Origin of the sequence: Pseudomonas sp. CFBP 13719, from assembly GCF_014842095.1 — a bacterium.
Taxonomy (GTDB): domain Bacteria; phylum Pseudomonadota; class Gammaproteobacteria; order Pseudomonadales; family Pseudomonadaceae; genus Aquipseudomonas.
Window position 1 is genome coordinate 69,268 of sequence record NZ_JACYVB010000003.1, and the last position, 22,445, is coordinate 91,712.

General features: G+C 63.1%; 19 protein-coding genes. 14 read left to right on the forward strand and 5 right to left on the reverse strand.

Translation table 11 applies throughout. The features are described 5' to 3' along the window. Positions 1-19 precede the first annotated feature (19 nt). The gene (gene xthA / locus IFT57_RS10665; RefSeq protein WP_192151350.1) at positions 20-838 is read right to left on the reverse strand and encodes an exodeoxyribonuclease III; all 819 of its coding nucleotides are present in this window, start codon (positions 836-838) and stop codon (positions 20-22) included. Between the two features lie 161 nt (positions 839-999). Between xthA and IFT57_RS10670 the strand changes: the two genes are divergently transcribed. From IFT57_RS10670 to IFT57_RS10680, 3 genes are all read left to right on the forward strand, one after another. Beyond that, a complete protein-coding gene (locus IFT57_RS10670; RefSeq protein WP_122797743.1) occupies positions 1,000-1,668 on the forward strand; it encodes a GNAT family N-acetyltransferase in 669 nt (222 codons plus the stop codon). Between the two features lie 65 nt (positions 1,669-1,733). Further along, a complete protein-coding gene (locus IFT57_RS10675; RefSeq protein ID WP_192151351.1) occupies positions 1,734-3,461 on the forward strand; it encodes an autotransporter assembly complex protein TamA in 1,728 nt (575 codons plus the stop codon). An 8-nt stretch (positions 3,462-3,469) separates the two neighbouring features. Beyond that, a complete protein-coding gene (locus IFT57_RS10680) occupies positions 3,470-7,159 on the forward strand; it encodes a translocation/assembly module TamB domain-containing protein (protein WP_192151352.1) in 3,690 nt (1,229 codons plus the stop codon). 39 nt (positions 7,160-7,198) lie between these two features. Here the strand turns inward: IFT57_RS10680 and IFT57_RS10685 are convergent, their stop codons facing one another. After that, complete coding sequence (locus tag IFT57_RS10685) at positions 7,199-7,573, reverse strand: Mor transcription activator family protein (RefSeq protein ID WP_122797741.1); 375 nt, start codon at positions 7,571-7,573, stop codon at positions 7,199-7,201. 267 nt (positions 7,574-7,840) lie between these two features. Here IFT57_RS10685 and IFT57_RS10690 point away from each other — a divergent pair, with 267 nt between their 5' ends. The 3 genes from IFT57_RS10690 (at position 7,841) to IFT57_RS10700 (ending at position 9,481) form a co-directional block, all read left to right on the forward strand. Then, the gene (locus tag IFT57_RS10690; protein ID WP_192151353.1) at positions 7,841-8,032 is read left to right on the forward strand and encodes a hypothetical protein; all 192 of its coding nucleotides are present in this window, start codon (positions 7,841-7,843) and stop codon (positions 8,030-8,032) included. Positions 8,033-8,113: 81 nt separating this feature from the next. Then, a complete protein-coding gene (locus tag IFT57_RS10695) occupies positions 8,114-8,380 on the forward strand; it encodes a PepSY domain-containing protein (protein ID WP_122476941.1) in 267 nt (88 codons plus the stop codon). Positions 8,381-8,455: 75 nt separating this feature from the next. Next, entirely contained in the window at positions 8,456-9,481 is a 1,026-nt protein-coding gene (locus tag IFT57_RS10700; RefSeq protein WP_192151354.1) for an Ldh family oxidoreductase, read from the forward strand. An 82-nt stretch (positions 9,482-9,563) separates the two neighbouring features. On the opposite strand, the gene IFT57_RS10705 is transcribed toward IFT57_RS10700, so the two are convergent. After that, positions 9,564-9,884, reverse strand: coding sequence for a DUF883 family protein (locus IFT57_RS10705; RefSeq protein WP_122476944.1), 321 nt, complete (start codon positions 9,882-9,884; stop codon positions 9,564-9,566). A 156-nt stretch (positions 9,885-10,040) separates the two neighbouring features. On the opposite strand from IFT57_RS10705, the gene IFT57_RS10710 reads away from it, so the two are divergent. After that, complete coding sequence (locus IFT57_RS10710) at positions 10,041-10,295, forward strand: hypothetical protein (RefSeq protein WP_122476946.1); 255 nt, start codon at positions 10,041-10,043, stop codon at positions 10,293-10,295. A gap of 40 nt (positions 10,296-10,335) precedes the next feature. On the opposite strand, the gene IFT57_RS10715 is transcribed toward IFT57_RS10710, so the two are convergent. Further along, positions 10,336-10,806 carry an LEA type 2 family protein gene (locus IFT57_RS10715; RefSeq protein ID WP_192151355.1) on the reverse strand — a complete coding sequence of 157 codons (471 nt, stop codon included), beginning with the start codon at positions 10,804-10,806 and terminating at the stop codon, positions 10,336-10,338. Positions 10,807-11,172: 366 nt separating this feature from the next. On the opposite strand from IFT57_RS10715, the gene eat reads away from it, so the two are divergent. The 3 genes from eat to eutC are packed head-to-tail and all read left to right on the forward strand — an operon-like array spanning position 11,173 to position 14,785. After that, entirely contained in the window at positions 11,173-12,531 is a 1,359-nt protein-coding gene (gene eat, locus IFT57_RS10720) for an ethanolamine permease (protein ID WP_192151356.1), read from the forward strand. A 10-nt stretch (positions 12,532-12,541) separates the two neighbouring features. After that, entirely contained in the window at positions 12,542-13,933 is a 1,392-nt protein-coding gene (locus tag IFT57_RS10725) for an ethanolamine ammonia-lyase subunit EutB (protein WP_192151357.1), read from the forward strand. A gap of 45 nt (positions 13,934-13,978) precedes the next feature. Then, entirely contained in the window at positions 13,979-14,785 is an 807-nt protein-coding gene (gene eutC / locus IFT57_RS10730; protein ID WP_192151358.1) for an ethanolamine ammonia-lyase subunit EutC, read from the forward strand. Between the two features lie 116 nt (positions 14,786-14,901). Here eutC and IFT57_RS10735 read toward each other — a convergent pair whose 3' ends face one another. Beyond that, entirely contained in the window at positions 14,902-15,564 is a 663-nt protein-coding gene (locus IFT57_RS10735) for an HAD family hydrolase (RefSeq protein WP_192151359.1), read from the reverse strand. A 201-nt stretch (positions 15,565-15,765) separates the two neighbouring features. Here IFT57_RS10735 and IFT57_RS10740 point away from each other — a divergent pair, with 201 nt between their 5' ends. The 4 genes from IFT57_RS10740 to IFT57_RS10755 all read left to right on the forward strand — a co-directional run bounded on the left by IFT57_RS10740 (position 15,766) and on the right by IFT57_RS10755 (position 22,376). Then, positions 15,766-17,109 (forward strand): putative bifunctional diguanylate cyclase/phosphodiesterase, encoded by a 1,344-nt coding sequence (locus IFT57_RS10740; RefSeq protein WP_192151360.1) that lies wholly within the window; start codon positions 15,766-15,768, stop codon positions 17,107-17,109. Positions 17,110-17,258: 149 nt separating this feature from the next. Continuing rightward, positions 17,259-17,876, forward strand: coding sequence for a translesion DNA synthesis-associated protein ImuA (gene imuA / locus IFT57_RS10745; RefSeq protein ID WP_192151361.1), 618 nt, complete (start codon positions 17,259-17,261; stop codon positions 17,874-17,876). A 7-nt stretch (positions 17,877-17,883) separates the two neighbouring features. Beyond that, the gene (locus IFT57_RS10750) at positions 17,884-19,299 is read left to right on the forward strand and encodes a Y-family DNA polymerase (protein ID WP_192151362.1); all 1,416 of its coding nucleotides are present in this window, start codon (positions 17,884-17,886) and stop codon (positions 19,297-19,299) included. Next, positions 19,296-22,376 (forward strand): error-prone DNA polymerase, encoded by a 3,081-nt coding sequence (locus IFT57_RS10755; RefSeq protein ID WP_192151363.1) that lies wholly within the window; start codon positions 19,296-19,298, stop codon positions 22,374-22,376. Before IFT57_RS10750 ends, IFT57_RS10755 begins: the two co-directional genes overlap by 4 nt. The last annotated feature ends 69 nt before the right edge of the window (positions 22,377-22,445 follow it).

Genomic DNA, 22,445 nt, shown 5'->3' on the forward strand with positions numbered 1-22,445 from the left:
CGCCAATTCTGCGTGCTGGTTACATACCCTCCAACTCCAACCAGATCGGCGCATGGTCGGAAGGTTTTTCCATGGCGCGCAGGTCGTAGTCGATCCCGGCGGCCCGAACCTGTGGCAGCAATCCACGGGAAGCCAGGATCACATCGATGCGCAGGCCGCGCTTAGGCTGGTCTTCGAAGCCGCGGCTGCGGTAATCGAACCAGCTGAACCGGTCGGCGACCTCCGGGTGCAGGTGACGGAAGCTGTCGACCAGGCCCCAGTCCAGCAACCGTTGCATCCATTCGCGTTCTTCGGGCAAGAAGCTGCACTTGCCCGTCTTGAGCCAGCGCTTGGCGTTGTCCGCCCCGATACCAATATCGCAATCCTGGGGCGAAATATTCACATCGCCCATCACGATCAATGGCTGATCATTGCTGAATCCGGTTTCCAGCAAGCCCTGCAGGTCGCTGTAGAAGCGTTGCTTGGCAGGAAATTTGGTCGGGTGATCGCGGCTTTCACCCTGGGGGAAGTAGCCGTTCATCACCGTGATGACCTGGCCCTGAGCAGTGGCGAAAGTGCCACGGATGAAGCGACGTTGAGCGTCGTCTTCGTCGCCGGCAAAGCCCTTGTCGATACTCAGCGGCGCGGCGCGTGACAGCAGTGCTACGCCGTAATGTCCCTTCTGCCCATGAAAGTGCACGTGATAGCCCAGCGCCTCGATTTCGGCCTGCGGAAACTGCTCATCCGACACCTTGGTTTCCTGCAGGCCGATCACATCCGGCTGGTGCTTGTCGATCAACGCCGCCAGCTGATGGGGGCGGGCGCGCAAGCCGTTGATGTTGAACGAGACGATTTTCATGGTCGCGGATCCTGGCAAATGCGCGATGCTAACGGAGTGTGGCGCGAGCGACCAGCGCGGCGGCTGACATTCCAGCGTGATTTGCCTGCCCCAGGCACGGAACCCCTGCCGCCGCGCATCGTCCATTGACTACTCGTTGCACTCGCCAAGGACAGACCCCCATGCTCCAGACCTCGACCACCGCTGCAGAAGTACGTCAGCTCGATGGTGGTTACGCGCGGGAAACCCGTGCGCTGCTCTACCAGACCTACCTGCTGGACCCAACCTTTGCCTACCTGTTCGAAGCCGATCGCCCCGGGTTCGAGCGCCGCGTGCGGTCCACGGTGCGGCAGCTGGTCAATCAGCATTTCCTCCAGGACCTTCCGGCCCTGGGCCTGTTCTTCGATGACCGCCTGGCCGGTGTCGCCTTGGTCGCGCCGCCCCAGCGTCGCCTGGGCATTACCGAGAGCTGGGCCTGGCAATGGCGGATGATGCTCGGCACCGGTGTGGAAGGCACCCGTCGCTACCTTGAATACCATCATGCCGTACAGCACTGCCTGCCTTCGGATGCGGTGCATGTGTTGCCGCTGATGGGTCTGCACCCGGATTACCAGGGCCCTGAACTGGCCGAGCAACTGCTGACGGCGGTACACAATTGGTGCGCCCAGGACCCGACGTCCGAGGGCGTCGTGTTGGACACTGGCAACCCGCGTTATCTGGCGTTCTTCGAGCGCCAGGGCTATACGCAGATTGGGGAAGTACCGCTGGGTCCGGTGGTCGAACACGTGTTCTTCCATCCCAGCCCCGAAACTGTCCGCCACTCTGAAACAGTCGGTTACGCACAGAGCTGATCTCGGATCATCCACGACGCCTGGCAGCGTCCAAATCGACGTACGGGTCGTGATAGCATTCGCCTATGAACTATTCAGGACGATTGGCCAGCAGCCTGGCGCTGTTGGTCGCAAGTATGGCGGCTCAGGCCCAAAGCGTACTCGATGTGCGCGTCAACCCTGCCAACCCGGCGCTCAAAAGCAATGTCGAAGGCTATATCGGCAGCTTGGGTGATCGTGACGGTGAGGCGCTGTTGCGTTTCAGTCGCGGCGCCGAGGAGCAGGCGCAGAAGGCAGCGCAGGCGCTCGGCTACTATCAGGCGCATGTGACCAGCGAAGTGCAACCGGGCGAAAATCCCCGTCTGCTGCTGCACATCGAGCCGGGTGAGCCTATTCATCTGCGCAACGTCACCGTACGTGTCGAAGGTCCGGCGGCTCAGCTGAAAGCCTTCCGCGTGCCGCACAGCCGGGAGCTGGCACCCGGCGCGGTGCTCAACCACGGTCAGTACGAAAACGCCAAGCAGTTGATCCAGAACCAGGCCTCGCGCTATGGATTCTTCAGTGGCACTTTCAGCAAGCAGCGTCTGGCCGTCGACCCCCGGGCAGGGCTGGCTGACATCGAGCTGGTATACAGCAGCGGTCCGCGTTTCAAGCTGGGCAAGGTGAGCTTCCAGGGCGATACACCGTTCGACGACGAACTGCTGCGGCGCATGGTGCCCTTCAAGGAAGACACCGCCTACGATTCCGAACTGATTGCCGAGCTCAACCAGGCGCTGCAATCGAGTGGCTATTTCGAAGGCGTGCGCGTCGACGCGGCGCCAACGGCAGCCACCGAGCGGGTCATTCCTGTGGACGTGCAACTGACCACGCGCAAGCCTCGGACCATGGGCTTGGGCCTGGGTTATTCGACCGATGTGGGGCCGCGTGGCAAAGCCAATTGGACCCGCCACTGGGTCAATCCCCAGGGTCACAGCTATGGTGCGGAAATGGAGCTCTCCGCGCCTCGGCAGAACGTCGGGCTGTGGTATGACATCCCCCTGGATCCACCCCTCACCGATAAACTGCGTTGGGCCGGCGGCTATCAATACGAAGAGCTGGCCAATACCGACAGTCTGAGCAAGCTGCTGACGTTCGGGCCGGAATGGCACAGCAAATTGCCCAGCGGCTGGCAGCGTGTCATCTCCCTGAAGTGGCAGCGCGAAGAATACCGATTGGGCGACGACTCCGGCCTCAGTACCTTGCTGATGCCAGGCATCAGCTACACCTACCTCAAGAGCGACAACAAGGTCGATCCGCACAACGGCTACCGCGTGCAGTTCGATGCGCAAGTGGCCAAGGAAGGGCTGCTGTCGGACACCAACCTGTTGCATGGCAACGTAATGCTCAAGGGCTTGACCACCGTGGCACAGAACCACCGCCTGCTTGGCCGGGTACAACTGGGTGGCAATGCCACCAACGGCTACAAGTCGGTTCCACCTTCCTTGCGCTTCTTCGCCGGTGGCGACCAGAGCGTGCGCGGCTACGACTATCAGACCCTGACCCCGGAGAACTCCGATGGCGACCGCATCGGCGGACGCTATATGGTGGCCGGCAGTGTGGAATACCAGTACTCGATTGCCGAGAAATGGCGCCTGGCAACCTTTATCGACAAAGGCAACTCGTTCAACGACCTGAAATTCGCCGACCTCAAGACGGGCATCGGCGTGGGCGTGCGCTGGGTATCGCCGGTAGGCCCGATTCGTCTCGATCTCGCCCATGCCATGGATGACGATGGTGGCGTGCGCCTGCACTTTTCCATGGGGCCGGAACTATGAAGCCCGCAGTGAAACGAGGTTTGCTGATTTCCCTGGCCGCGGTCGTTGGCGTGGTGCTGACTGTGATCGTGGCCGTATCGCTGGTATTGGGCACGCAAGCCGGCAGCCGCTGGGCGCTGGCTCGCGTGCCCGGACTGACCCTGGAAAATTTCAGTGGCAGGTTGGGCGGGCATTGGCAGGCCGACAAGCTGGTATGGCAGCAGCAGGCGACCCGAGTCGAGGTGCAGGCGCTCGAGCTGGCCTGGTCACCCGCTTGCCTGTGGCGCATGACCCTGTGCATCGACACCTTGCACACTGGTGCCATTCTTGCGCAGTTGCCTGCCAGCCAAGAGCCGGCCAGCAGCGGGCCGATCGTACTGCCCGATCTGCAACTGCCCGTGGCGATAGAACTTGGCGATGTGCGTATCGGTAGCCTGGAACTGGACGGCGTGCAACAGCTGAGCGGTCTGGAGTTGGCGGCGCACTGGAGCGCCGATGGCCTGAAGATCGACCGGGCCCACCTGCAGCGGGAAGAAATGGTGCTGGATGCGAACGGCACCCTGCGCCCAGGCGGCCAATGGCCGCTCGATCTCAACGTCCAGGTGCAATTGCCTGCGGTGGACGACAAGCCCTGGCAGGTCACCCTCACCGCCACGGGCGATCTGCTGGACACACTGACCCTGGACGGGGAGAGCAGCGGCTACTTGCCGGCACTGATCACCGGCACGGTACAGCCGCTGGCCGAGCATTTGCCTGCCCAGTTGCGCATTCAGAGCGAGGCATTCAAGCCCAGCGCCGGGTTGCCCGACACCTTGGCTTTCAATCAGCTGGAATTACTCGCCAAGGGTGACCTGCAGGGCGGCTACGCCATCGATGGCCGAGCCAGCCTGCCGGCCGAGCAATCACCCATGACCTTGTTGCTTGGCGCGCGGGTGGATGCCAAGGGCGCGGTGGTGCAGGCGCTGGATATCTCGTCCAGCGCTCAACAGCACGTGCGTCTGTCTGGCACTCTGGATTGGCAGCAAGGTCTGGCGGCAAAGGCCAGGATCGACTGGCTGGATTTCCCCTGGCACCGCCTGTATCCGGTCATTGCCGAGCCAGCCGTGAAGGTGCGGCGTTTCAACGGCGAGATCGACTACAGCGACGGCAAGTACCTGGGCAACCTGAAGGGTGCCTTCGATGGCCCGGCCGGTGCATTCACTCTGGTAACCCCATTCAGTGGCGACCTGCAGCAGGTGTTCCTGCCCCAGTTGGAACTGGTGGCCGGGCAGGGCAAGGCGGCAGGGCATCTGAACCTCAAGTTTGCCGACGGGATTGCGTGGGACACGGCGCTGGCGCTGAGTGCCATCGACCCGGCCTACTGGGTCGCGCAGATGCCCGGCAGCCTTGCTGGCCCTTTGCGCAGTACCGGTGAGTTCAAGAACGAGCAACTCTCGCTCGATGCCGACCTGGACCTCAAGGGCCGCCTGCGCGGGCAACCGGCAGTGTTTCAGGCCAAGGCCCAAGGCGCTGGCGAACGCTGGACGCTAGGCAACCTCGACGTTCGCCTGGGTGATAACCGCATCAAGGGCCAAGGCAGCCTGCAACAACAAGTGCAGGGTCGCCTGGACATTGACCTGGCCCGCCTCGGGCAGTTGTGGCCCGGGCTTCAAGGCCAGTTGAAAGGGCAGCTCGATGCCGCAGGTACCCTGCAGGCACCGCAAGGCAAGCTCAAGTTGCTGGGCCAACAGTTGGCGATGGACAGCAATCGTCTGCAGAACCTGAACGTGAACGCTGGACTCGATGGGGCCCAGAACGGCACCCTCGACGTGAGCGCCGCAGGCATTCGCGTCGGTGAAACCGATCTGGGCACCCTGAGCGCCAAGGCCTCGGGCGATATCAAGCGACAGCAAGTGCAACTGGCTCTCAAGGGGCCTCAGCTGGCCCTGGCGACCAGTCTGGACGGTACGCTGGACAAAGGCTTCAGCGCGCAAAGCAGCTGGCGCGGACGCTTGGCCAGCGGTTCGGTCCAGGCGGGCGGCCAGGACTGGCGTCTGCAGGCGCCAGCCCGGCTGGAATACCTGGCCGGTGGCCGTGTCAACTTCGGTGCCCACTGCTGGCGTTCCGGAGCGGCCAGCCTGTGCAGCGAGGACCAGCGTCTGGCACCCGAACCACGCCTGCGCTACCACCTCAAGCAGTTCCCGCTGGACAGCCTCGCGCAGTGGTTGCCAAAGGATTTCGCCTGGCAGGGCATGCTCAATGCCGACGTGGCGGTAGATGTGCCCGCCAGTGGCCCGGCCGGTGAGATCACGGTCGATGCCGGCAACGGCACCTTGCGGGTGCGCAACGACCAGCAGTGGGTCGACTTCCCCTATCAAACCCTGCGGCTGACCAGCCGTCTGAACCCCAAGCGCATCGATACCGAGCTCAATTTCCGCGGTGATCGGCTCGGGCAACTGCAGGTGATTGCGCAGATCGATCCGATTCCGGACAGCAAGCCCGTCACCGGCAGCTTCCGCCTGGCCGGGCTCGACCTTTCCATCGCCCGTCCCTTCGTGCCCATGGTCGAAACCCTGAAGGGCCAGCTCGATGGCAGCGGACAGATCACAGGCTCGCTGATGGCACCGCAAATCAACGGCAACGTCCGTCTCAGCGGTGGCGAAATAGCCGGCCCGGAACTGCCGACTACTCTCGAAGACCTGCAGTTGCAGGCGCAGATCGCCGGCGAAAGCGTGCGCTTGCAAGGCAGCTGGAAAAGCGGCAAGACCGGCCAGGGCACTCTGGGCGGCACCGTTGCCTGGGCCGATGCCCTGGATGTGGACGTGCAGCTCAAGGGCTCGCGGTTGCCGATCAATGTCGAACCCTATGCGACCTTGGAAGCGGCGCCGGACTTGCGCATCCAGATGAATGGCGAGCGCCTTGCGGTGGTCGGCAAGGTGGTCATTCCCAAGGGTGCCATCGTGGTTCGGCAACTGCCGCCTTCCACCGTGAAGCTGTCCGATGACGTGGTCATCGTCGGCAACCAGACCGAGCAGGGCAAGACGCCGTTACCCATGGCGATCGATATCGATGTGGAAGTGGGGCAGGAAAAACTCACCTTCAACGGCTTCGGCCTGAGCGCCAACCTGGCAGGTCATGTTCACATTGGCGACAACCTGGACACGCGCGGTGAGCTGGCCCTCAATGACGGACGCTACAACGCCTATGGTCAGCGCCTGACCATACGCCGCGCGCGTCTGTTGTTCGCCGGGCCAATCAGCCAGCCGTACCTGGACATCGAGGCGATCCGCACCACAGGGGATGTGATCGCCGGGATCCGCTTGACCGGCAACGCCGAGCAACCCACCAGCGAGGTGTTCTCGGAACCGACCATGAGCCAGGAGCAGGCCCTCTCCTACCTGGTGTTGGGCCGCCCGTTGGGCAACAGCGGCGAGGACAACAACATGCTTGCCCAGGCGGCGCTGGGTTTGGGGTTGATGGGCAGCTCGGGGGTCACCAGCAAACTGGCCACCGACCTGGGCATCGAAGATTTCCAGCTCGACACCCAGGGCAGCGGCGATGCCACCAGTGTGGTCGCCAGCGGCAACATTTCCGAGAAGCTCAGCCTGCGCTACGGCGTGGGGGTTTTCGAGCCGGCCAATACCATCGCCTTGCGCTACTTGTTGAGCAAGCGTCTGTATCTGGAAGTGGCCAGCGGCGTCGCCAGTTCGCTGGACCTGTTCTACAAGCGTGATTTCTGAGGCTCGATCCCAAGTCCGCTAGTCGGGCTTGGGTAGGACTCAGAGCGCCAGGGTGCGGCGGATATTGCCGATCTGCCGCTGGCTCAGGCCGTACTTGTGGGCGAGGACGCTGCGTGATGTGCCGTTGCGCGTCTCGTGGTGAATCTGCTGGTTGCGCCATTGGCGCAGGAAATGGTCGGCCTTGGGAATTTCCAGGGCCATGCCGGCGAAGCGCTGGATCAACGCCACCACCGTTTCTGCTTCGAAATGTTCCGCCAGGGCGGTGCGTTGCGGGTGCTTGGGGATGTAGCGCGGGCGTCCGCCGTAGAGCTGGGTGAGGCGATAGGCCTGTTCGACGCCGATGCATTCGATCAGTACCTGCAGCGAATGGGGAAGTTGCTCGACGTCGATCTGCTGGAGCTGTTGGGTGTTCATGGTGACTTCCTTGTGGCAGCACTTGGCCAATCCGGCCGGAAGTCATTCTTGTCCAGGTGTCCCTGAGGCTCTAGGAGTCAAGAGGTCTCTGGCTGTGGGCAGGTTCCGGCAACTGCGTAGGAAATCCATACCGTCATTGGCATGACATTGGCCGTGGTGATGTGCTCGAACACTGTGCCTCGGTTGTCCCTGGCGATGTAACATGGCACGCAAACAGATACATCCCGGCAACAGAATCCGGGCCAACACGACTGTCAGGACCTCTACATGACTCAAGCTCAACGTATCAAATATTCCTTGCTGATTGCCCTGGTGGTATTGCTGATCATGCTCGGGCTGTCCTATCTCCAGACCCAAGGCGTCATCACCGAGAAACTCTTTCAATACATTGCCATGGGTATTGCCGTGCTGGTGGTGGTGATCAATGGTGTGATGCGTCGCAAGGTCAAGCGACCGTGAGGGCGCGGCCTTTGAACTAATTTTTCGGGGTGACGCTCCAAGACAGTGCAGCACAAACCTATCACTGTTATGGAGTGCCCCATGTTCAAGAAGACTTTGACTGCCGTCGTTGCAACTTCCGCCCTGATGACCGCTGGCCTGGCGCTGGCCGACAAGCCCGGCGCTGGTTGGATCACCATCGAGAAAGCCATCGAGACCGCCAAGTCCAAGGGTTACACGGAAGTGTGGAAAATCGAAGCTGACGACAACGGCTACTGGGAAGGTGAAGGCAAGAAGGCCGACGGCGTGGCTTATGAGTTCCGCATCGACGGCCAGTCGGGCAACGTGTTGCGCGATCAGAAGGACTGATTCCGGCGGGCTTGTCCTGAGGCGGGTGGGTGTGGCGTACTAGGGCCTTGCTCCGTTCACGCCAGGAAATCCCCGATGCCTGCCAGCGACGCCACCGTTCAATCGCTTTCCTTCGCCGATCTGACGCACCTGCTGCGTCAGATCTTCCTGCGTCATGGCACCTCTGCCGAGGTAGCCGATATCCTTGCCCACAACTGTGCGACCGCCCAACGCGACGGGGCCCACAGTCACGGCACATTCCGCATTCCCGGTTACCTGTCTACCCTGGCCAGCGGCTGGGTGGACGGCAAGGCCCGTCCGCAGGTCGAAGATGTCGCCAGTGGTTATGTCGCGGTCGATGCCGCCGGTGGCTTTGCCCAACCAGCATTGGCAGCGGCACGTAGCCTGCTGGTGAGCAAGGCGCGCGAGGCAGGTATCGCCGTGCTGGCCATCCGCAATTCCCATCACTTTGCCGCGCTCTGGCCGGATGTCGAACCGTTCGCCGCCGAAGGCCTGGTGGCCTTGAGCGTGGTCAACAGCATGACCTGCGTCGTTCCCCATGGCGGCACCAAGCCGTTGTTCGGCACCAACCCGATTGCCTTCGCAGCGCCCTGCGCCGGCAAGGATCCGCTGGTCTTCGACATGGCGACCAGCGCACTCGCTCACGGCGACGTGCAGATCGCAGCGCGAGGCGGCCAGCCGGTGCCTGAGGGCGCCGGTGTCGACCGGCACGGGCAACCGACTACCGATGCGGCGGCAATTCTCGATGGTGGGGCGCTGCTGCCCTTTGGTGGCCACAAAGGCTCGGCATTGTCGATGATGGTGGAGCTGCTTTCAGCGGCGCTCACCGGTGGAAACTTTTCCTTCGAGTTCGATTGGACACGCCATCCCGGTGCGCAGACGCCTTGGACCGGGCAGTTGATCATCATCATCGACCCCAGCAAGAGTGCTGGCCAGAACTTTGCCGAACGGAGCCGCGAGTTGGTCGAGCGCATGCATGAAGCCGGGCAATCGCGCCTCTCGGGCGACAGGCGCTATCGCCAGCGCGCACTGTCACAGACCCAAGGCATTTCGATGCCTGTGGAAGAGTTGGAAAGATTGCGGGCTTTGGCTGGAGAATGATGCAAGAAGGGCCGCTGCGATCGACGGCCCGGAACAACAATGGAAAAACGCGGGTGAAAACAGTGGATGCACAATGCTCGAATCAGTCGCGACGGCCCAGCAGCAGACCCAACAACAGCCCGCAGGTGGCCGAAGCCGCGACGGTCTGCCAAGGATGGCCACCGATGTAGGTTTGCGTGGCTTCGACCACAGGCTTGGCGCGTTCGCGTAGCCCGGCCAGCGAATAGGACACGTGTTCCAGCTTGGAATTGACTTGCGCGCGCAGGCTATTGGCGTCGTCACCCACCAGGGAAGCGCCGTCCCTGAGCATTTTTTCCGATTCTTCGATCAACGCCAGCAGCTCGCTGAAAACTTGATCCTTGATTTGATCCTCGGCCGATTCAGCACTTGATCTACGGGCCATTTCACTCACTCCTGGTGTTTATTAAGGCAGTGCAAGATTGAGTCCCGGCGCCCTGGAAAGTTGCATGCAGGGCGCAGGAGCGGCGTTTGCTCCTACAGTTTTTCATATCCAGACGTGTAAGATGTCGCCTGTTTTTTCTGCTGACAGGTACTCGCAATGAGCTTCAATCTCGCTAATCGTTCGCTGGCCGAGCGCGCCATGATCGAGGATGAAAAGGCCCGTCTCTACGAGCTGTGGCAGGCCAACCTGGGCAAGGCCAAGGCCGACGCTGCCCGACTCATCGGGGAAAAGGCCAAGCGCAAGGGGCGCTGGGCCGAGTGGGTACGGGCTGAGCTTGATGGCATGTCTCCCCCTGAATACGCCAACATGGTGCGTGCCGAAGTGAACAAGCTGATGGCGGCGGCTCGCTGAGCAGAGCAGCCGTAGGATCAATCCGCGCGAGCGTCTGTTTTCAATAGCCTGCGGCCGTCGGCAGGCTCAAGGTACCGCTGTCGCTGAAGCGCACCGTCCCGAACAGTCCGCCAGCAAGCTTGCCATGCAATCGGTAGGGCATGCCGTTCAGGCTCTGGGCGGGGTTCAGGCCCACGGCCTGACGCAACGCCGTGAACGCCGACACACTCACCGGCACAGCCAGCACTTCTTCCGAATACCGTTCGATACGACCGTGCTGGCTGCTGACGCCACTGGCCAGCGGCTGTCCATTCACCTCCAGGTTTACTGCTACCCCGTCATACTCGATGGCGGTTTCGTTGGGGTTCTGCAGCCGCAGCTTGATGGCGAAGCGCAGCTCCAGCTCTTGCGCAGGCAGGGGCTCGATGCCCACCACGCTGATGGAAACCGGATCTCTGGAGGGCAACAGCGAACATCCAGCCACGCCGGCCAGAAGTGCCAGGGTCAAGCAACTGCGTAATAAGCCAAACATGGGTCTGTAGCTCCCGAGCCGAGCACGACGCTCCCTGAGTGCGACCGTAAGTCTAGCGCTGGGTTCGCCGATCGGCCTGGATGTACAAAACGGATATGCCCCACCAAGGCTTGGACTGGCTTGATGTGTGCAGATGTTTCAAGCAAACGGCGTTCCTGCGTGGGCAGCCCTGCGCTGACGTGGAGGTACAGGCGTCGGTGCGTTGGATCGGGGCGATGAATCGCGGCAAGCCCCAGACTGGCGCACTGGCTGGACCAACGAGGGTGGAGCATCTTTTTCCCTCAAGGCGCCAAGTGGTTATTTGGCGCCTATGGTTACCCTTCAGGAACGCTCCTTTGCGCACATCCGTCTTCGAGGGCACACCCCATGACCGTTTCGAAACTCAAACCCACGCTGGGCACTCTGCACTTGTGGGGCATAGCCGTAGGCCTGGTGATCTCCGGTGAATACTTTGGCTGGAGCTATGGCTGGGGCAGCGCCGGCACCTTGGGTTTTCTGTGCACGACGCTAATGGTCGCGGTGATGTACACCTGCTTCATTTTCAGCTTCACCGAACTGACCACGGCCATTCCCAATGCGGGTGGTCCATTTGCCTACAGCCTGCGCGCATTCGGCCCTGCAGGCGGCATGATCGCCGGGCTGGCGACCCTGATCGAATTCGTTTTCGCCCCGCCGGCCATCGCCATGGCCATCGGCGCCTACCTCAACGTGCAGTTTCCCGGGCTCGATCCCAAGTGGGCGGCGGTCGGTGCCTATGCTGTGTTCATGAGCCTGAATATCGTCGGTGTAAGCATTGCCGCCACTTTCGAACTGGTGGTCACCATCCTCGCTGTTTTCGAACTGCTGGTGTTCATGGGCGTGGTGGCGCCGGCGTTCAGTTTCAGCAACTTCGCCCTGGGGGGTTGGGCTGGGTCCGACACATTCAGTCTCGGTGCATTGAGCGGCATGTTCGCGGCGATTCCTTTCGCCATCTGGTTCTTCCTGGCCATCGAAGGTGCCGCCATGGCAGCCGAGGAAGCCAAGGACCCCAAGCGGACCATTCCCCGCGCCTACATCGCCGGGATCCTGACCTTGGTCACCTTGGCTATCAGCGTGATGATCTTCGCCGGTGGCGTGGGTGACTGGCGCGCCCTGGCGAACATCAACGACCCGCTGCCGCAGGCCATGAAAGGCGTGGTGGGCGAGAATTCCAACTGGATGCACATGCTTGTATGGATCGGTCTGTTCGGGCTCGTCGCCAGTTTCCACGGCATCATCCTGGGCTATTCACGGCAGTTCTTCGCGCTGGCACGGGCGGGTTTCCTGCCCAGAGGCCTGGCCAAGCTGTCGCGCTTCCAGACACCGCACCGGGCCATTCTCGCCGGTGGGGTGGTGGGTATCGCAGCGATCTTCAGCGATGGCCTGGTGAACCTGCAGGGCCTCAGCCTGACCGCAGCGATGATCACCATGGCCGTATTCGGGGCCATCGTCATGTACATCATGAGCATGCTCAGCCTGTTCAAGCTGCGCCACAGCGAACCTCAGCTCGAGCGGTCCTTCCGTGTGCCCGGCTATCCGCTGGTGCCGGCCATTGCGCTGCTGCTGGCGCTGGTGTGTCTGGTCGCCATGGTGTGGTTCAATGCAATGATCTGCGGGATCTTCATCGGTCTGATGTGCCTCGGCTCGCTGTTCTGCGTGTTCGTGCGCAGCCGCGGCGACAGCCACCCCGTACTGGCCAGCGAGTGAGGAGGGCAGCATGAGTTTCGTGCACAGCGTCGCCGGGCAGACCTGGCGCTTCGACAGTCTCCGGCAGTTGATGGCCAAGGCCAGTCCGGCGCGATCGGGGGACTATTTGGCCGAGATCGCCGCCGGCAGCGATGCCGAGCGGGCGGCGGCGCAGATGGCCCTGGCGGACGTGCCGCTCGAGCGTTTCCTGCACGAGGCGCTGATCCCCTATGAGGACGATGAAGTCACCCGCCTGATCGTCGATACCCACGATGCCCAGGCCTTTGCTGCGGTCAGCCATCTGACCGTGGGCGGCTTTCGTGACTGGCTGCTCGGCGACGACGCCACCGAAACCAGCCTGCGTGCTCTTGCGCCCGGTATCACGCCGGAGATGGCCGCCGCCGTGTCGAAGATCATGCGTGTGCAGGACCTGGTCCTGGTGGCGCAGAAGATTCGCGTGGTCACACGCTTTCGCAACACGGTAGGGCTGCGTGGGCGGATGTCGACCCGGCTGCAGCCCAACCATCCCACGGACGATCCGGCCGGCATCGCCGCCAGTGTTCTGGATGGCCTGCTGTATGGCAACGGCGACGCCATGATCGGCATCAACCCGGCCAGCGACAGCCTGAGCGCCATCAGCGAGCTGCTGAAGATGCTCGATGGCGTGATCCAGCATTACGGCATACCGACCCAATCGTGCGTGCTGACCCATGTGACCTCTTCGATAGCTGCCATCGAGCGCGGCGTGCCGCTGGACCTGGTGTTCCAGTCCATCGCCGGCACCGAGGCGGCCAACAGCAGCTTTGGCGTCAGCCTGGCAGTGCTGCAGGAAGGCTATGAAGCGGGCCTGAGCCTGAAGCGCGGCACCCAGGGCAACAACCTGATGTACTTCGAGACGGGGCAAGGCAGTGCGTTGTCTGCCAACGCCCACCATGGGGTCGACCAGCAGACCTGCGAGGCGCGGGCCTATGCGGTAGCACGCCGCTTCGACCCATTCCTGGTCAATACCGTGGTCGGGTTCATCGGTCCCGAATACCTGTACAACGGCAAGCAGATCATCCGTGCCGGGCTCGAGGATCACTTCTGCGGCAAGCTGATGGGCGTGCCCATGGGCTGTGACATCTGCTACACCAACCATGCCGAGGCCGACCAGGATGACATGGACATGCTGCTGACCCTGCTGGGCGTGGCCGGGATCAATTTCATCATGGGCATCCCCGGGTCGGACGACGTCATGCTCAATTACCAGACCACCTCTTTTCACGATGCCTTGTATGCGCGCAAGACCCTGGGCCTGCGGCCGGCACCGGAGTTCGAAGAATGGCTGGCGCGCATGGACATTCTGCAACAGAAGGACGGCCAGCTACGGCTGGGGAGCGGCGTGCCACAGTTGTTCGGCAAAGCACTGGGGCGTCTGGGTTGAGGGGCCAGTCTCCTCTGGTCAAAGCTGAGGGGTGGAAAGGAACACATGAACGATAAGACGTTGACACAAGCTGACCCTTGGCATGCATTGCGCGCACTGACACCCGCGCGCATAGCCTTGGGCCGGGCCGGCACCAGCTTGCCCAGCAGCGCCCAGCTGGACTTCCAGTACGCCCATGCGCAAGCCCGCGATGCCGTGCACCTGCCGTTCGACCAGGCGGCCCTCGCCGAGGCGTGCCCCGGCAGCCTGAGCCTGCACAGCGCAGCGTCTGACCGGCATGTCTATCTGCAGCGTCCGGATCTGGGTCGGCGCCTGGACGAGGCTTCGCTGCAGCAACTGCGCACTCGCGTCGGCGAGCGTTCGGCAGGGTTCGACCTGGCGCTGGTGATCGCCGACGGTCTTTCTGCGCTGGCTGTGCACCGGCATGCGCTGCCCATGCTGCAACGCATCGAGCAGATCGCGGGTGATGAGGGTTGGAGCGTTGCGCCGGTGTGCCTGGTCGAGCAAGGGCGGGTGGCGGTAGCCGATGAGGTGGCCCAGGCACTGGGCGCGCGCATGGTGGTACTGCTGATCGGTGAGCGGCCGGGCCTGAGTTCGCCCGACAGCCTCGGGCTGTATTTCACCTATGCACCGCGAGTGGGGTTGAACGATGCCGCGCGCAATTGCATTTCCAATGTTCGCCAGCAGGGCCTGAGTTACGCGACCGCTGCGCACAAGTTGCAATACCTTATGCGCGAGGCCTGGCAACGCAAGCTTTCGGGCGTTCATCTGAAGGATGAAGCGCTGCTGCCCGAAATCGAAAACGACGCCCCGCCGCGACCGGGAAATTTCTTGCTCGACAACCCTTCGTAGCAGCGGCGCAAGCCGCGTCGGCGGTATCCGCGGTGCATCTGGCCCACCGCGGTAAGCCCAGACGCGGCTTGCGCCGCTGCTACGGGGGATGGCGAGCCGCGTCGGAGATTTCGCGGTTACAGGGAATCGCGCATCTTCTCGATGTGAATCCAGAGGTTTTCATCCTCGAAGGATTCGATCACCAGGTTAGCCCCGGCAGACCGCAGGGTCTGCGCCGATTGACTGGTCGACAGCGCCACGGTGAACAGGCCAGCCGCGACTGCAGCCGTCACTCCAGGCACCGAATCTTCGAAGGCGATGCCGGCTTCGGCCCGCGCGCCCAGGCGTTGCAGGCCGGTCAGGTAGGGCAGCGGATCGGGTTTGGCGCGCGCCAGCTCCTCTGCCACCACCACGGTTGGCAGGCGCTCGGCCAGCCCCAATGCATCGAGCATGTGTTCGGCATTGGCGCGCGGGGCGTTGGTCACCACCACCATGCCCAGTTGCGCCTGCTCGGCATAGTCGAGCAAACGCAACAGCCCGGCAATTGGCGCCAGTTGCGGTGCAAGCTCGCGAAAGCGCGCTTCCTTGCGATCGGCGAAGGCTTCGTGCTGTGCCACCGAGCGGTCCGGAAACAAGTACTGGCACATGTCGGCATTGGCCCGGCCACTGGCGTGCAACTGAAACTCATCATGGGTGAATTCGCGACCTTCCTCGGCCAGCAATTGCTGCACGGCAAGCAGGTGCAGGGCGTCGGTTTCAGTCAATGTGCCATCGAGGTCGAACAGCAGAGCTTCGAGCATGAATCGTCCATTCCATCCCAGGGTTTGCCGCAGTGTAGCAGTGTCGGCCGGCGGTTCCGATGCTCGCGAACCGGCTACCGGACAGATGAAGCTTGGCAACTATTTAGTGTGATGTTATTTTGCCATCAATTGAATAGCTCCTCTCTTAAATTGCCCGGTCTCTCGCAGGAAGCTCGAGCCTGACATCTGCAGGAAAGTGTCATGTCCGATCCCGTTCATGCTTCTGCTCAGGCTTCCGTGTCCTGTGATCGGCTTACCCTGTTGCCCGATCGACGACAATTTCTCACCGATCTTGGCCACCTGTTGCTGCAGCATCCGGGAGCGTCGCGTCACCTGGTGCTGATCGATGCCGTAGACACCGCCTGGGCCCATGACATGACGCTGGCCCTGGGCATGATCCCGTTCGAGAACCTGCTGTGCTGCATAGCGCGTCGGCTGAAACGCCTGCGCGCGGGGCAGGGGCCGGTCTATCACATCGGGCGCAAGCGTTTTGCCTTCGTGCTGGACGCCGAGCAAGCCGACGTCGGCAACTATCTCGACATGCTCGTACACGCCTTGCGCTGTCCCACCCAGATAGAAGGCATGCCGGTTCGACCCACCGTGCGCGCTGGCGTCACGCCCTTTCTGCTCAGCTTCGAAGCGGTCCGCGATGCACTGCGCAAAGCCATGTACGCGGCCGAACTGGCGCTGCTCGCCGGCCAGGCGTGGGCGTGGTACGACCCCGTGCGCGACAACGCTTATCGCAGGTCCTTCCGGTTGGCTGCCGATGTGACCCAGGCGCTGCGCGATGGACAGCTGCGATTGGTGTTCCAGCCACGGTTCGCCCTGCCCGAGGGTGATCAGGTCAGTGCCGAAGCACTGCTGCGCTGGGAGCATCCACGGCTGGGCCCGGTTTCGCCCGCCGAGTTCATTCCGGTGCTGGAAAAGAGTGCGTTGATCCACAGCGTGACGCGCTGGGTCATCGACGCAGCCTTGGCCAAGCTGGCCCAATGGCCCGCAACGGTACTCACCAAGCTGTCGCTGAATCTTTCGGCGCTGGATTTCGATGGCCACGACATTACCCAGGTGATCAGCGGGGCCTGTCGCACCCACGGCATCCACCCCGAGCGCCTCGAGGTCGAGATCACCGAAGGCGAGTGGCTGCGTTCCAATCCCCAGGTGCTGACGCAGCTGGCCGCCATCCGCGAATTGGGCGTGGATGTAGCGATCGATGACTTCGGCACCGGCTACAGCAATTTCTCCTACCTGCACGAGATACCTGCCAATGTGGTGAAACTGGACAAGTCGATGATCACCGGCATGGAGCACAGCCCGCGGCATCAGCTGATCGTGCAGACGGTACTGGAACTGGCGCGCAAACTGGGCTATCGCACGGTGGCCGAAGGCGTCGAAACCTTCAAGTGCATGCAGATGATCCGCGCCCTGGGCTGCGATGAAGCCCAAGGCTACTTTTTCGCCCGGCCCATGCCCGAACAGGAATTTCTCGGCTGGAGCGGGGCATCGCGTTTCCCGTTGCGCAAATTGCTGGTGGCCACGCCGGCCTGATCGGTACCGTTGGCACCCTTGGTGGCGAGAACTGAAAATAGACGCTTTACTGTTCATGCATACAGTAGTAAAAATGCAGCCATGAACAGATCACTCCCACCCACCGACATTTATCTTCCGCGCAGCCTGGCCTTGAGGGCAGCTCAGTGATGGGCGCCGTGGTCAGCCTGGACGGCCTGATCGATCAACGCCGCATCTGGCGTGGACGTCAGGAAACCACCCCCAGTGCCTTGCAGCCGACCGGGCATGCTGCCCTCGATGCCGTGCTCCCCAGCGGGGGTTGGCCACCGGCGGCGCTCAGTGAAATCCTGCTTGCCGCCAACGGCAGTGGCGAATTGCAGTTGCTCTGGCCGACCCTCGCACGCTTGAGCCAGGCCGGCGAACGAATCGTATTGATAGCACCGCCGTTCATCCCCTATCCCCATGCCTGGATGGCAGCGGGAGTACGTTTGCAGCACCTTTGCGTGCTCAAGGCCCAAGGCAAGGACGCCTTGTGGGCTGCCGAGCAGTGCCTGCGTTCCGGCAGCTGCGCAGCGGTACTCTGCTGGCCGCAGAACCCCGATGACAAAGCCTTGCGACGCCTGCAGGTGGCGGCCGAAACCGGCGAAACCCTGGGCTTTGCCTTGCGCGAACAACGTGCGGCGCTCAACCCGTCACCGGCAGCGCTGCGGCTGTCGCTGCAAGGGCCTGCCGGGCAGGTGCAGGTACTCAAATGTCGCGGCGGAATGCCCCCTGCGATGCCCGTTACCTTCGTCAGTCACGTTTGAGATTGCCATGCTTTGGGCCTGCATTCTGCTGCCGCAACTGGCGCTCGACGCCGTGCTGCGCCAGCGCGAAGATCCGCAGCAACCGCTTGCCCTGGTAACCGGCCCGCTGCAGCGACGCGTGCTGCAAGCGGTCAATCCGGCAGCACGTGAACTGGGCCTTAAGCCGGGACAGTCACTCACCGCCGCCTACATGCTCAGCCGTGATTTCGCCACCGCACCCTACGACCCGGCACAGATCGAACACTGGCAGCGGTTCCTTGCGGCATGGGCCTATCGGTTCAGCTCCCAGGTCAGCGTGCATTACCCCCGGGTTTTGTTGCTCGAAGTGCAGTCGACCCTCGGACTGTTCGGGCCATGGCCTCAGTTCGAGGCGAGGTTGCGCAGCGAACTCGATGCACTGGGCTTCCGCCATCGCATCACCCTGGCGCCCAATCCGGCCGCGGCACGCATGCTGGCCAACGCCTATGACGGTTTCGGCGTCGAGGATCAATCGACGCTGGCCGATGCTCTCCAGCGCCTGCCGGTGGAGCGGGTCGGCCTAGCCGCCGCCGATGCCATCGCACTCAAACGCATGGGCATGCGCCATCTGGGCCAGGTGTTGGCGCTGCCCAGGGCGCAATTGGCCAGACGTTTTCCTGCCCAGGTGCTCAGTCACCTGGATACCCTGCTCGGGTACCGGCCTCTGACCCTCGAATTCTTCATGCCGGCGGATGTATTTGACCAACACATCGAACTCAACTTCGATGTGGAATCCCATCAGGCGCTGTTGTTTCCCTTGCGGCGTCTGATCAATGACCTGGCGGTGTATCTGGCCGGGCGGGATGTGGGGGTGCAGCGTTTCACCCTTCATCTCAAGCATGCCGAGGGCGAAGACACCCTGGTCGAAGTTGGCTTGCTCGCTGCCGAGCGGGACGCCGCCCTGTTGTTCGAACTGGCCCGCGGGCGCTTCGAGCATCTGCAGGTGCCCCGGCCTGTGCAGGTGGTACGGTTGAGCGCGCTCGATCTGCCGCGTTTCGTACCCGCCTGCAAAGAGCTGTTCGACCAGCGCCCGCAACAGACCCAACCCTGGGAGCAATTGCGTGAACGCCTGCGGGCACGCCTGGGCGACGATGCCCTGCAGGATCTGCGCGCCCACGCGGACCATCGCCCCGAGCGAGCCTGGCGCAACGATGGCGCTTGGGTGCCGGCCTCTCCGGAGCTGGGCGCGGCCCGTCCAGGCTGGTTGCTGGAGCAGGCCGAGCCTTTGCCCGCGCAGGGCCTGCGTGTGCTGGCAGGGCCTGAGCGCATTGAATCGGGTTGGTGGGACGGCGGCGATGTGCGCCGCGACTACTATCTGGTCGAAACTTCGGCAGGGCGACGGGGCTGGGCCTACCGCGCAGTGGGCGAAGACCCTCAGTTGCTGTTGCAGGGCTGGTTCGCATGAGCCAGGGCTACGCCGAGCTGCATTGCCTTTCCAACTTCAGTTTTCAGCGCGGGGCGTCCAGTGCGCAGGAGCTGTTCGCCAAGGCTGCGGCGCTGGGCTATCAAGCGTTGGCGATCACCGATGAATGCACCATGGCCGGTATCGTGCGCGCCTGGCAGGCCGCTCAGGCCCATTCGATGACGTTGATCGTCGGCAGTGAAATGCGCATCGAACAGGGCCCCAAGCTGGTGCTGCTGGCGCAGAACCTCGACGGCTACCAGTCCCTGTGCCGCTTGATCACCCTGGCTCGACGACGCGCGAGCAAGGGCCAGTACCGCTTGCTGCGTGATGACCTCGACGAAGTCGACCGCGAAGGCTTGCTGGCACTGTGGATAGCCGATGAACCCCACGATCTGGCCCACGGCCATTGGCTCAAGGGGCGTTTTGCCGAGCGCTTGTGGGTGGCCGTGCAGTTGCACCGCGGTGCCGATGACGCGCGGCGCCTGCAAGGTCTGCTTGGCCTGGCCAAGACCCTCGGCCTGCCGGCAGTGGCGTGTGGCGACGTGCACATGCATGCCCGTGGCCGGCGGGCCCTGCAGGACACCATCACTGCCATACGCCATCACGTGCCGGTAGCCGAAGCGGGGCACGTGCTGTTTGCCAACGGCGAGCGCCATCTGCGCGGGCTGTCTCAACTGGCCGACATCTATCCCGTCGCGCTGCTGCAGGAAACCTTGCACATCGCGCAGCGTTGCAGCTTCGATCTGGGCCAGTTGCGCTATCAATATCCGCGCGAGCTTGTGCCCCAAGGTTACGAGGCCGGTTCCTGGCTGCGCCACTTGAGTGCCCAGGGTGCGCGCCGGCGCTGGCCGTCGGGGGTGGACGCCGAGGTGCAAGCGTTGCTCGACAAGGAACTGCAGCTGATCATTGAGCTGGGCTATGAAAGTTATTTCCTCACCGTCCACGACATCGTCCGCTTTGCTCGTGAACGGCACATCCTCTGCCAGGGACGCGGCTCGGCCGCCAACTCGGTGGTCTGTTTCGCCCTGGGCATCACCGAGCTCGACCCGCGTGAAACGCACATGCTGTTCGAGCGCTTCATCTCCAGGGAACGCAACGAGCCGCCGGACATCGACGTGGATTTCGAGCACGAGCGGCGCGAAGAAGTCCTGCAATACGTGTTCCGTCGCTACGGCCGCGACCGCGCTGCCCTGACCGCTGTCGCCAGCAGCTATCGAGGGACGGGCGCGGTGCGTGATGTGGCACGTGCACTGGGCCTGCCAGCGGACCAGATCACTGCCCTGGCCGATTGTTTCGGGCGCTGGAGCGACCACCTGCCACCGCTCGAGCGTTTGCTGGAAGCCGGCTTCGAAACCCAAAGCCCGGTGCTCAAGCGGGTTCTGGCGCTGACCGAGCAGTTGATCGGTTTCCCCCGTCACCTGTCCCAGCATCCGGGAGGCTTCGTCATTTCCGAGCACCCGTTGCACACGCTGGTCCCGGTCGAAAACGCCGCCATGGCCGAGCGCACGGTGATTCAATGGGACAAGGATGACCTGGATGCTGTGGGTCTGTTGAAAGTCGACATCCTGGCGCTGGGCATGCTCAGCGCGATCCGCCGCTGTTTCGATCTGGTACGCGGCTACCGTGGCCGCGAACTGACCCTCGCGACGTTGCCCAAGGAGTGCCCGCAGACTTACGCCATGATCAGTCGCGCCGATACCATCGGCGTGTTCCAGATCGAATCGCGGGCGCAGATGGCAATGCTTCCGCGGCTCAAACCCAAGACGTTCTACGATCTGGTGATCGAAGTCGCCATCGTCCGGCCAGGGCCCATCGTCGGTGACATGGTTCACCCGTATCTGCGCCGGCGCAACGGCGAGGAAGCTGTGAGCTATCCCTCCGAGGCACTCAAGAAAGTCTTCGAGCGCACGCTGGGCGTGCCGCTGTTTCAGGAGCAGGTGATGGAACTGGCCATCGTCGCCGCTGGCTACACGCCAGGGGAGGCGGACCAGCTGCGTCGCTCGATGGCCGCCTGGAAGCGTCACGGCGGTCTGGAACCGCATCAGCTCCGCCTCACCGAGGGCATGCTCAAGAACGGCTACACCCGTGAGTTCGCCGAACGCATCTTCGAGCAGATCAAGGGCTTCGGCAGCTACGGTTTTCCCGAGTCCCATGCGGCCAGCTTCGCCTTGTTGACCTACGCCAGTTGCTGGCTCAAGTGCCATGAGCCGGCAGCCTTCGCCTGCGCGCTGATCAACAGCTGGCCCATGGGCTTCTACAGTCCCGACCAGATCCTCCAGGATGCACGTCGCCATCATCTGCAGATCCTCGCCGTCGACGTGTGCCACAGCGACTGGGACTGCAGCCTTGAGCCCGGAGGCGGCAGACAACCGGCCCTGCGTTTGGGGCTGCGAATGGTCAAGGGCCTGCGCGAGGAAGCCGGGCGCGCGGTAGAGCAGGGCCGCCTGGGCGGACCGTTCCGCGACGTCACCGACCTGGCCCGCCGCTGTGGGCTGGACAACCGCAGCCTGGAACAGCTGGCCGATGCCAATGCCCTGGTCGGCCTGGTAGGGCATCGCCATCAGGCGCGCTGGGATGTGGCCAGCGTCGAGCAACAGATGCCGTTGTTCGCCGAAGCGCCCGCCCTGCGCGAAGAATCCGTGGCCTTGCCGGTACCCACTGTCGGCGAAGACCTCTACGCCGACTATGCCAGCCTGGGTACCACGCTGGGTCCGCACCCGCTGGCCATGCTGCGCGAGCGCCTTCAGGCGCTGCGCTGCCGCAGCTCCCATGACCTGCAGAGCCTGGCCCACGGTCGTCCGGTCACTGTGGCCGGGTTGGTGACGGGCCGGCAGCGGCCGTCGACCGCCAGCGGGGTGACCTTCGTTACTCTGGAAGACGAGTTCGGCATGATCAACGTGGTGGTCTGGCGGGATCTGGCCGAGCGCCAGCGGCGGGTGCTGGTGGGGTCGCAGATGATGCAGGTCAAGGGCCGGTTCGAGCACAAGGACGGCGTGCGCCACGTCATCGCCGGGCATATGGCCGATGTCAGCGCCATGCTCCATGGGCTGGATGTGCGCAGCCGCGATTTCCACTAGCCAGGCTGCGCGGGCCAGGCAAATGCAGTATTGTTGTGTCCATTCGTAAAAGCCTGTGCTGTTCAGGCG

What these genes read in the sequence shown, in the direction of transcription:
- xthA (WP_192151350.1), bottom strand. Translation starts at nt 838, where the DNA reads ATGAAAATCGTCTCGTTCAACATCAACGGCTTGCGCGCCCGCCCCCAT.
- IFT57_RS10705 (WP_122476944.1), bottom strand. Translation starts at nt 9,884, where the DNA reads ATGGCCCGTAGATCAAGTGCTGAATCGGCCGAGGATCAAATCAAGGAT.
- IFT57_RS10700 (WP_192151354.1), top strand. Translation starts at nt 8,456, where the DNA reads ATGCCTGCCAGCGACGCCACCGTTCAATCGCTTTCCTTCGCCGATCTG.
- IFT57_RS10715 (WP_192151355.1), bottom strand. Translation starts at nt 10,806, where the DNA reads ATGTTTGGCTTATTACGCAGTTGCTTGACCCTGGCACTTCTGGCCGGC.
- IFT57_RS10670 (WP_122797743.1), top strand. Translation starts at nt 1,000, where the DNA reads ATGCTCCAGACCTCGACCACCGCTGCAGAAGTACGTCAGCTCGATGGT.
- IFT57_RS10675 (WP_192151351.1), top strand. Translation starts at nt 1,734, where the DNA reads ATGAACTATTCAGGACGATTGGCCAGCAGCCTGGCGCTGTTGGTCGCA.
- IFT57_RS10740 (WP_192151360.1), top strand. Translation starts at nt 15,766, where the DNA reads ATGTCCGATCCCGTTCATGCTTCTGCTCAGGCTTCCGTGTCCTGTGAT.
- imuA (WP_192151361.1), top strand. Translation starts at nt 17,259, where the DNA reads ATGGGCGCCGTGGTCAGCCTGGACGGCCTGATCGATCAACGCCGCATC.
- IFT57_RS10725 (WP_192151357.1), top strand. Translation starts at nt 12,542, where the DNA reads ATGAGTTTCGTGCACAGCGTCGCCGGGCAGACCTGGCGCTTCGACAGT.
- IFT57_RS10685 (WP_122797741.1), bottom strand. Translation starts at nt 7,573, where the DNA reads ATGAACACCCAACAGCTCCAGCAGATCGACGTCGAGCAACTTCCCCAT.
- IFT57_RS10755 (WP_192151363.1), top strand. Translation starts at nt 19,296, where the DNA reads ATGAGCCAGGGCTACGCCGAGCTGCATTGCCTTTCCAACTTCAGTTTT.
- eutC (WP_192151358.1), top strand. Translation starts at nt 13,979, where the DNA reads ATGAACGATAAGACGTTGACACAAGCTGACCCTTGGCATGCATTGCGC.
- IFT57_RS10750 (WP_192151362.1), top strand. Translation starts at nt 17,884, where the DNA reads ATGCTTTGGGCCTGCATTCTGCTGCCGCAACTGGCGCTCGACGCCGTG.
- IFT57_RS10710 (WP_122476946.1), top strand. Translation starts at nt 10,041, where the DNA reads ATGAGCTTCAATCTCGCTAATCGTTCGCTGGCCGAGCGCGCCATGATC.
- IFT57_RS10735 (WP_192151359.1), bottom strand. Translation starts at nt 15,564, where the DNA reads ATGCTCGAAGCTCTGCTGTTCGACCTCGATGGCACATTGACTGAAACC.
- eat (WP_192151356.1), top strand. Translation starts at nt 11,173, where the DNA reads ATGACCGTTTCGAAACTCAAACCCACGCTGGGCACTCTGCACTTGTGG.
- IFT57_RS10690 (WP_192151353.1), top strand. Translation starts at nt 7,841, where the DNA reads ATGACTCAAGCTCAACGTATCAAATATTCCTTGCTGATTGCCCTGGTG.
- IFT57_RS10695 (WP_122476941.1), top strand. Translation starts at nt 8,114, where the DNA reads ATGTTCAAGAAGACTTTGACTGCCGTCGTTGCAACTTCCGCCCTGATG.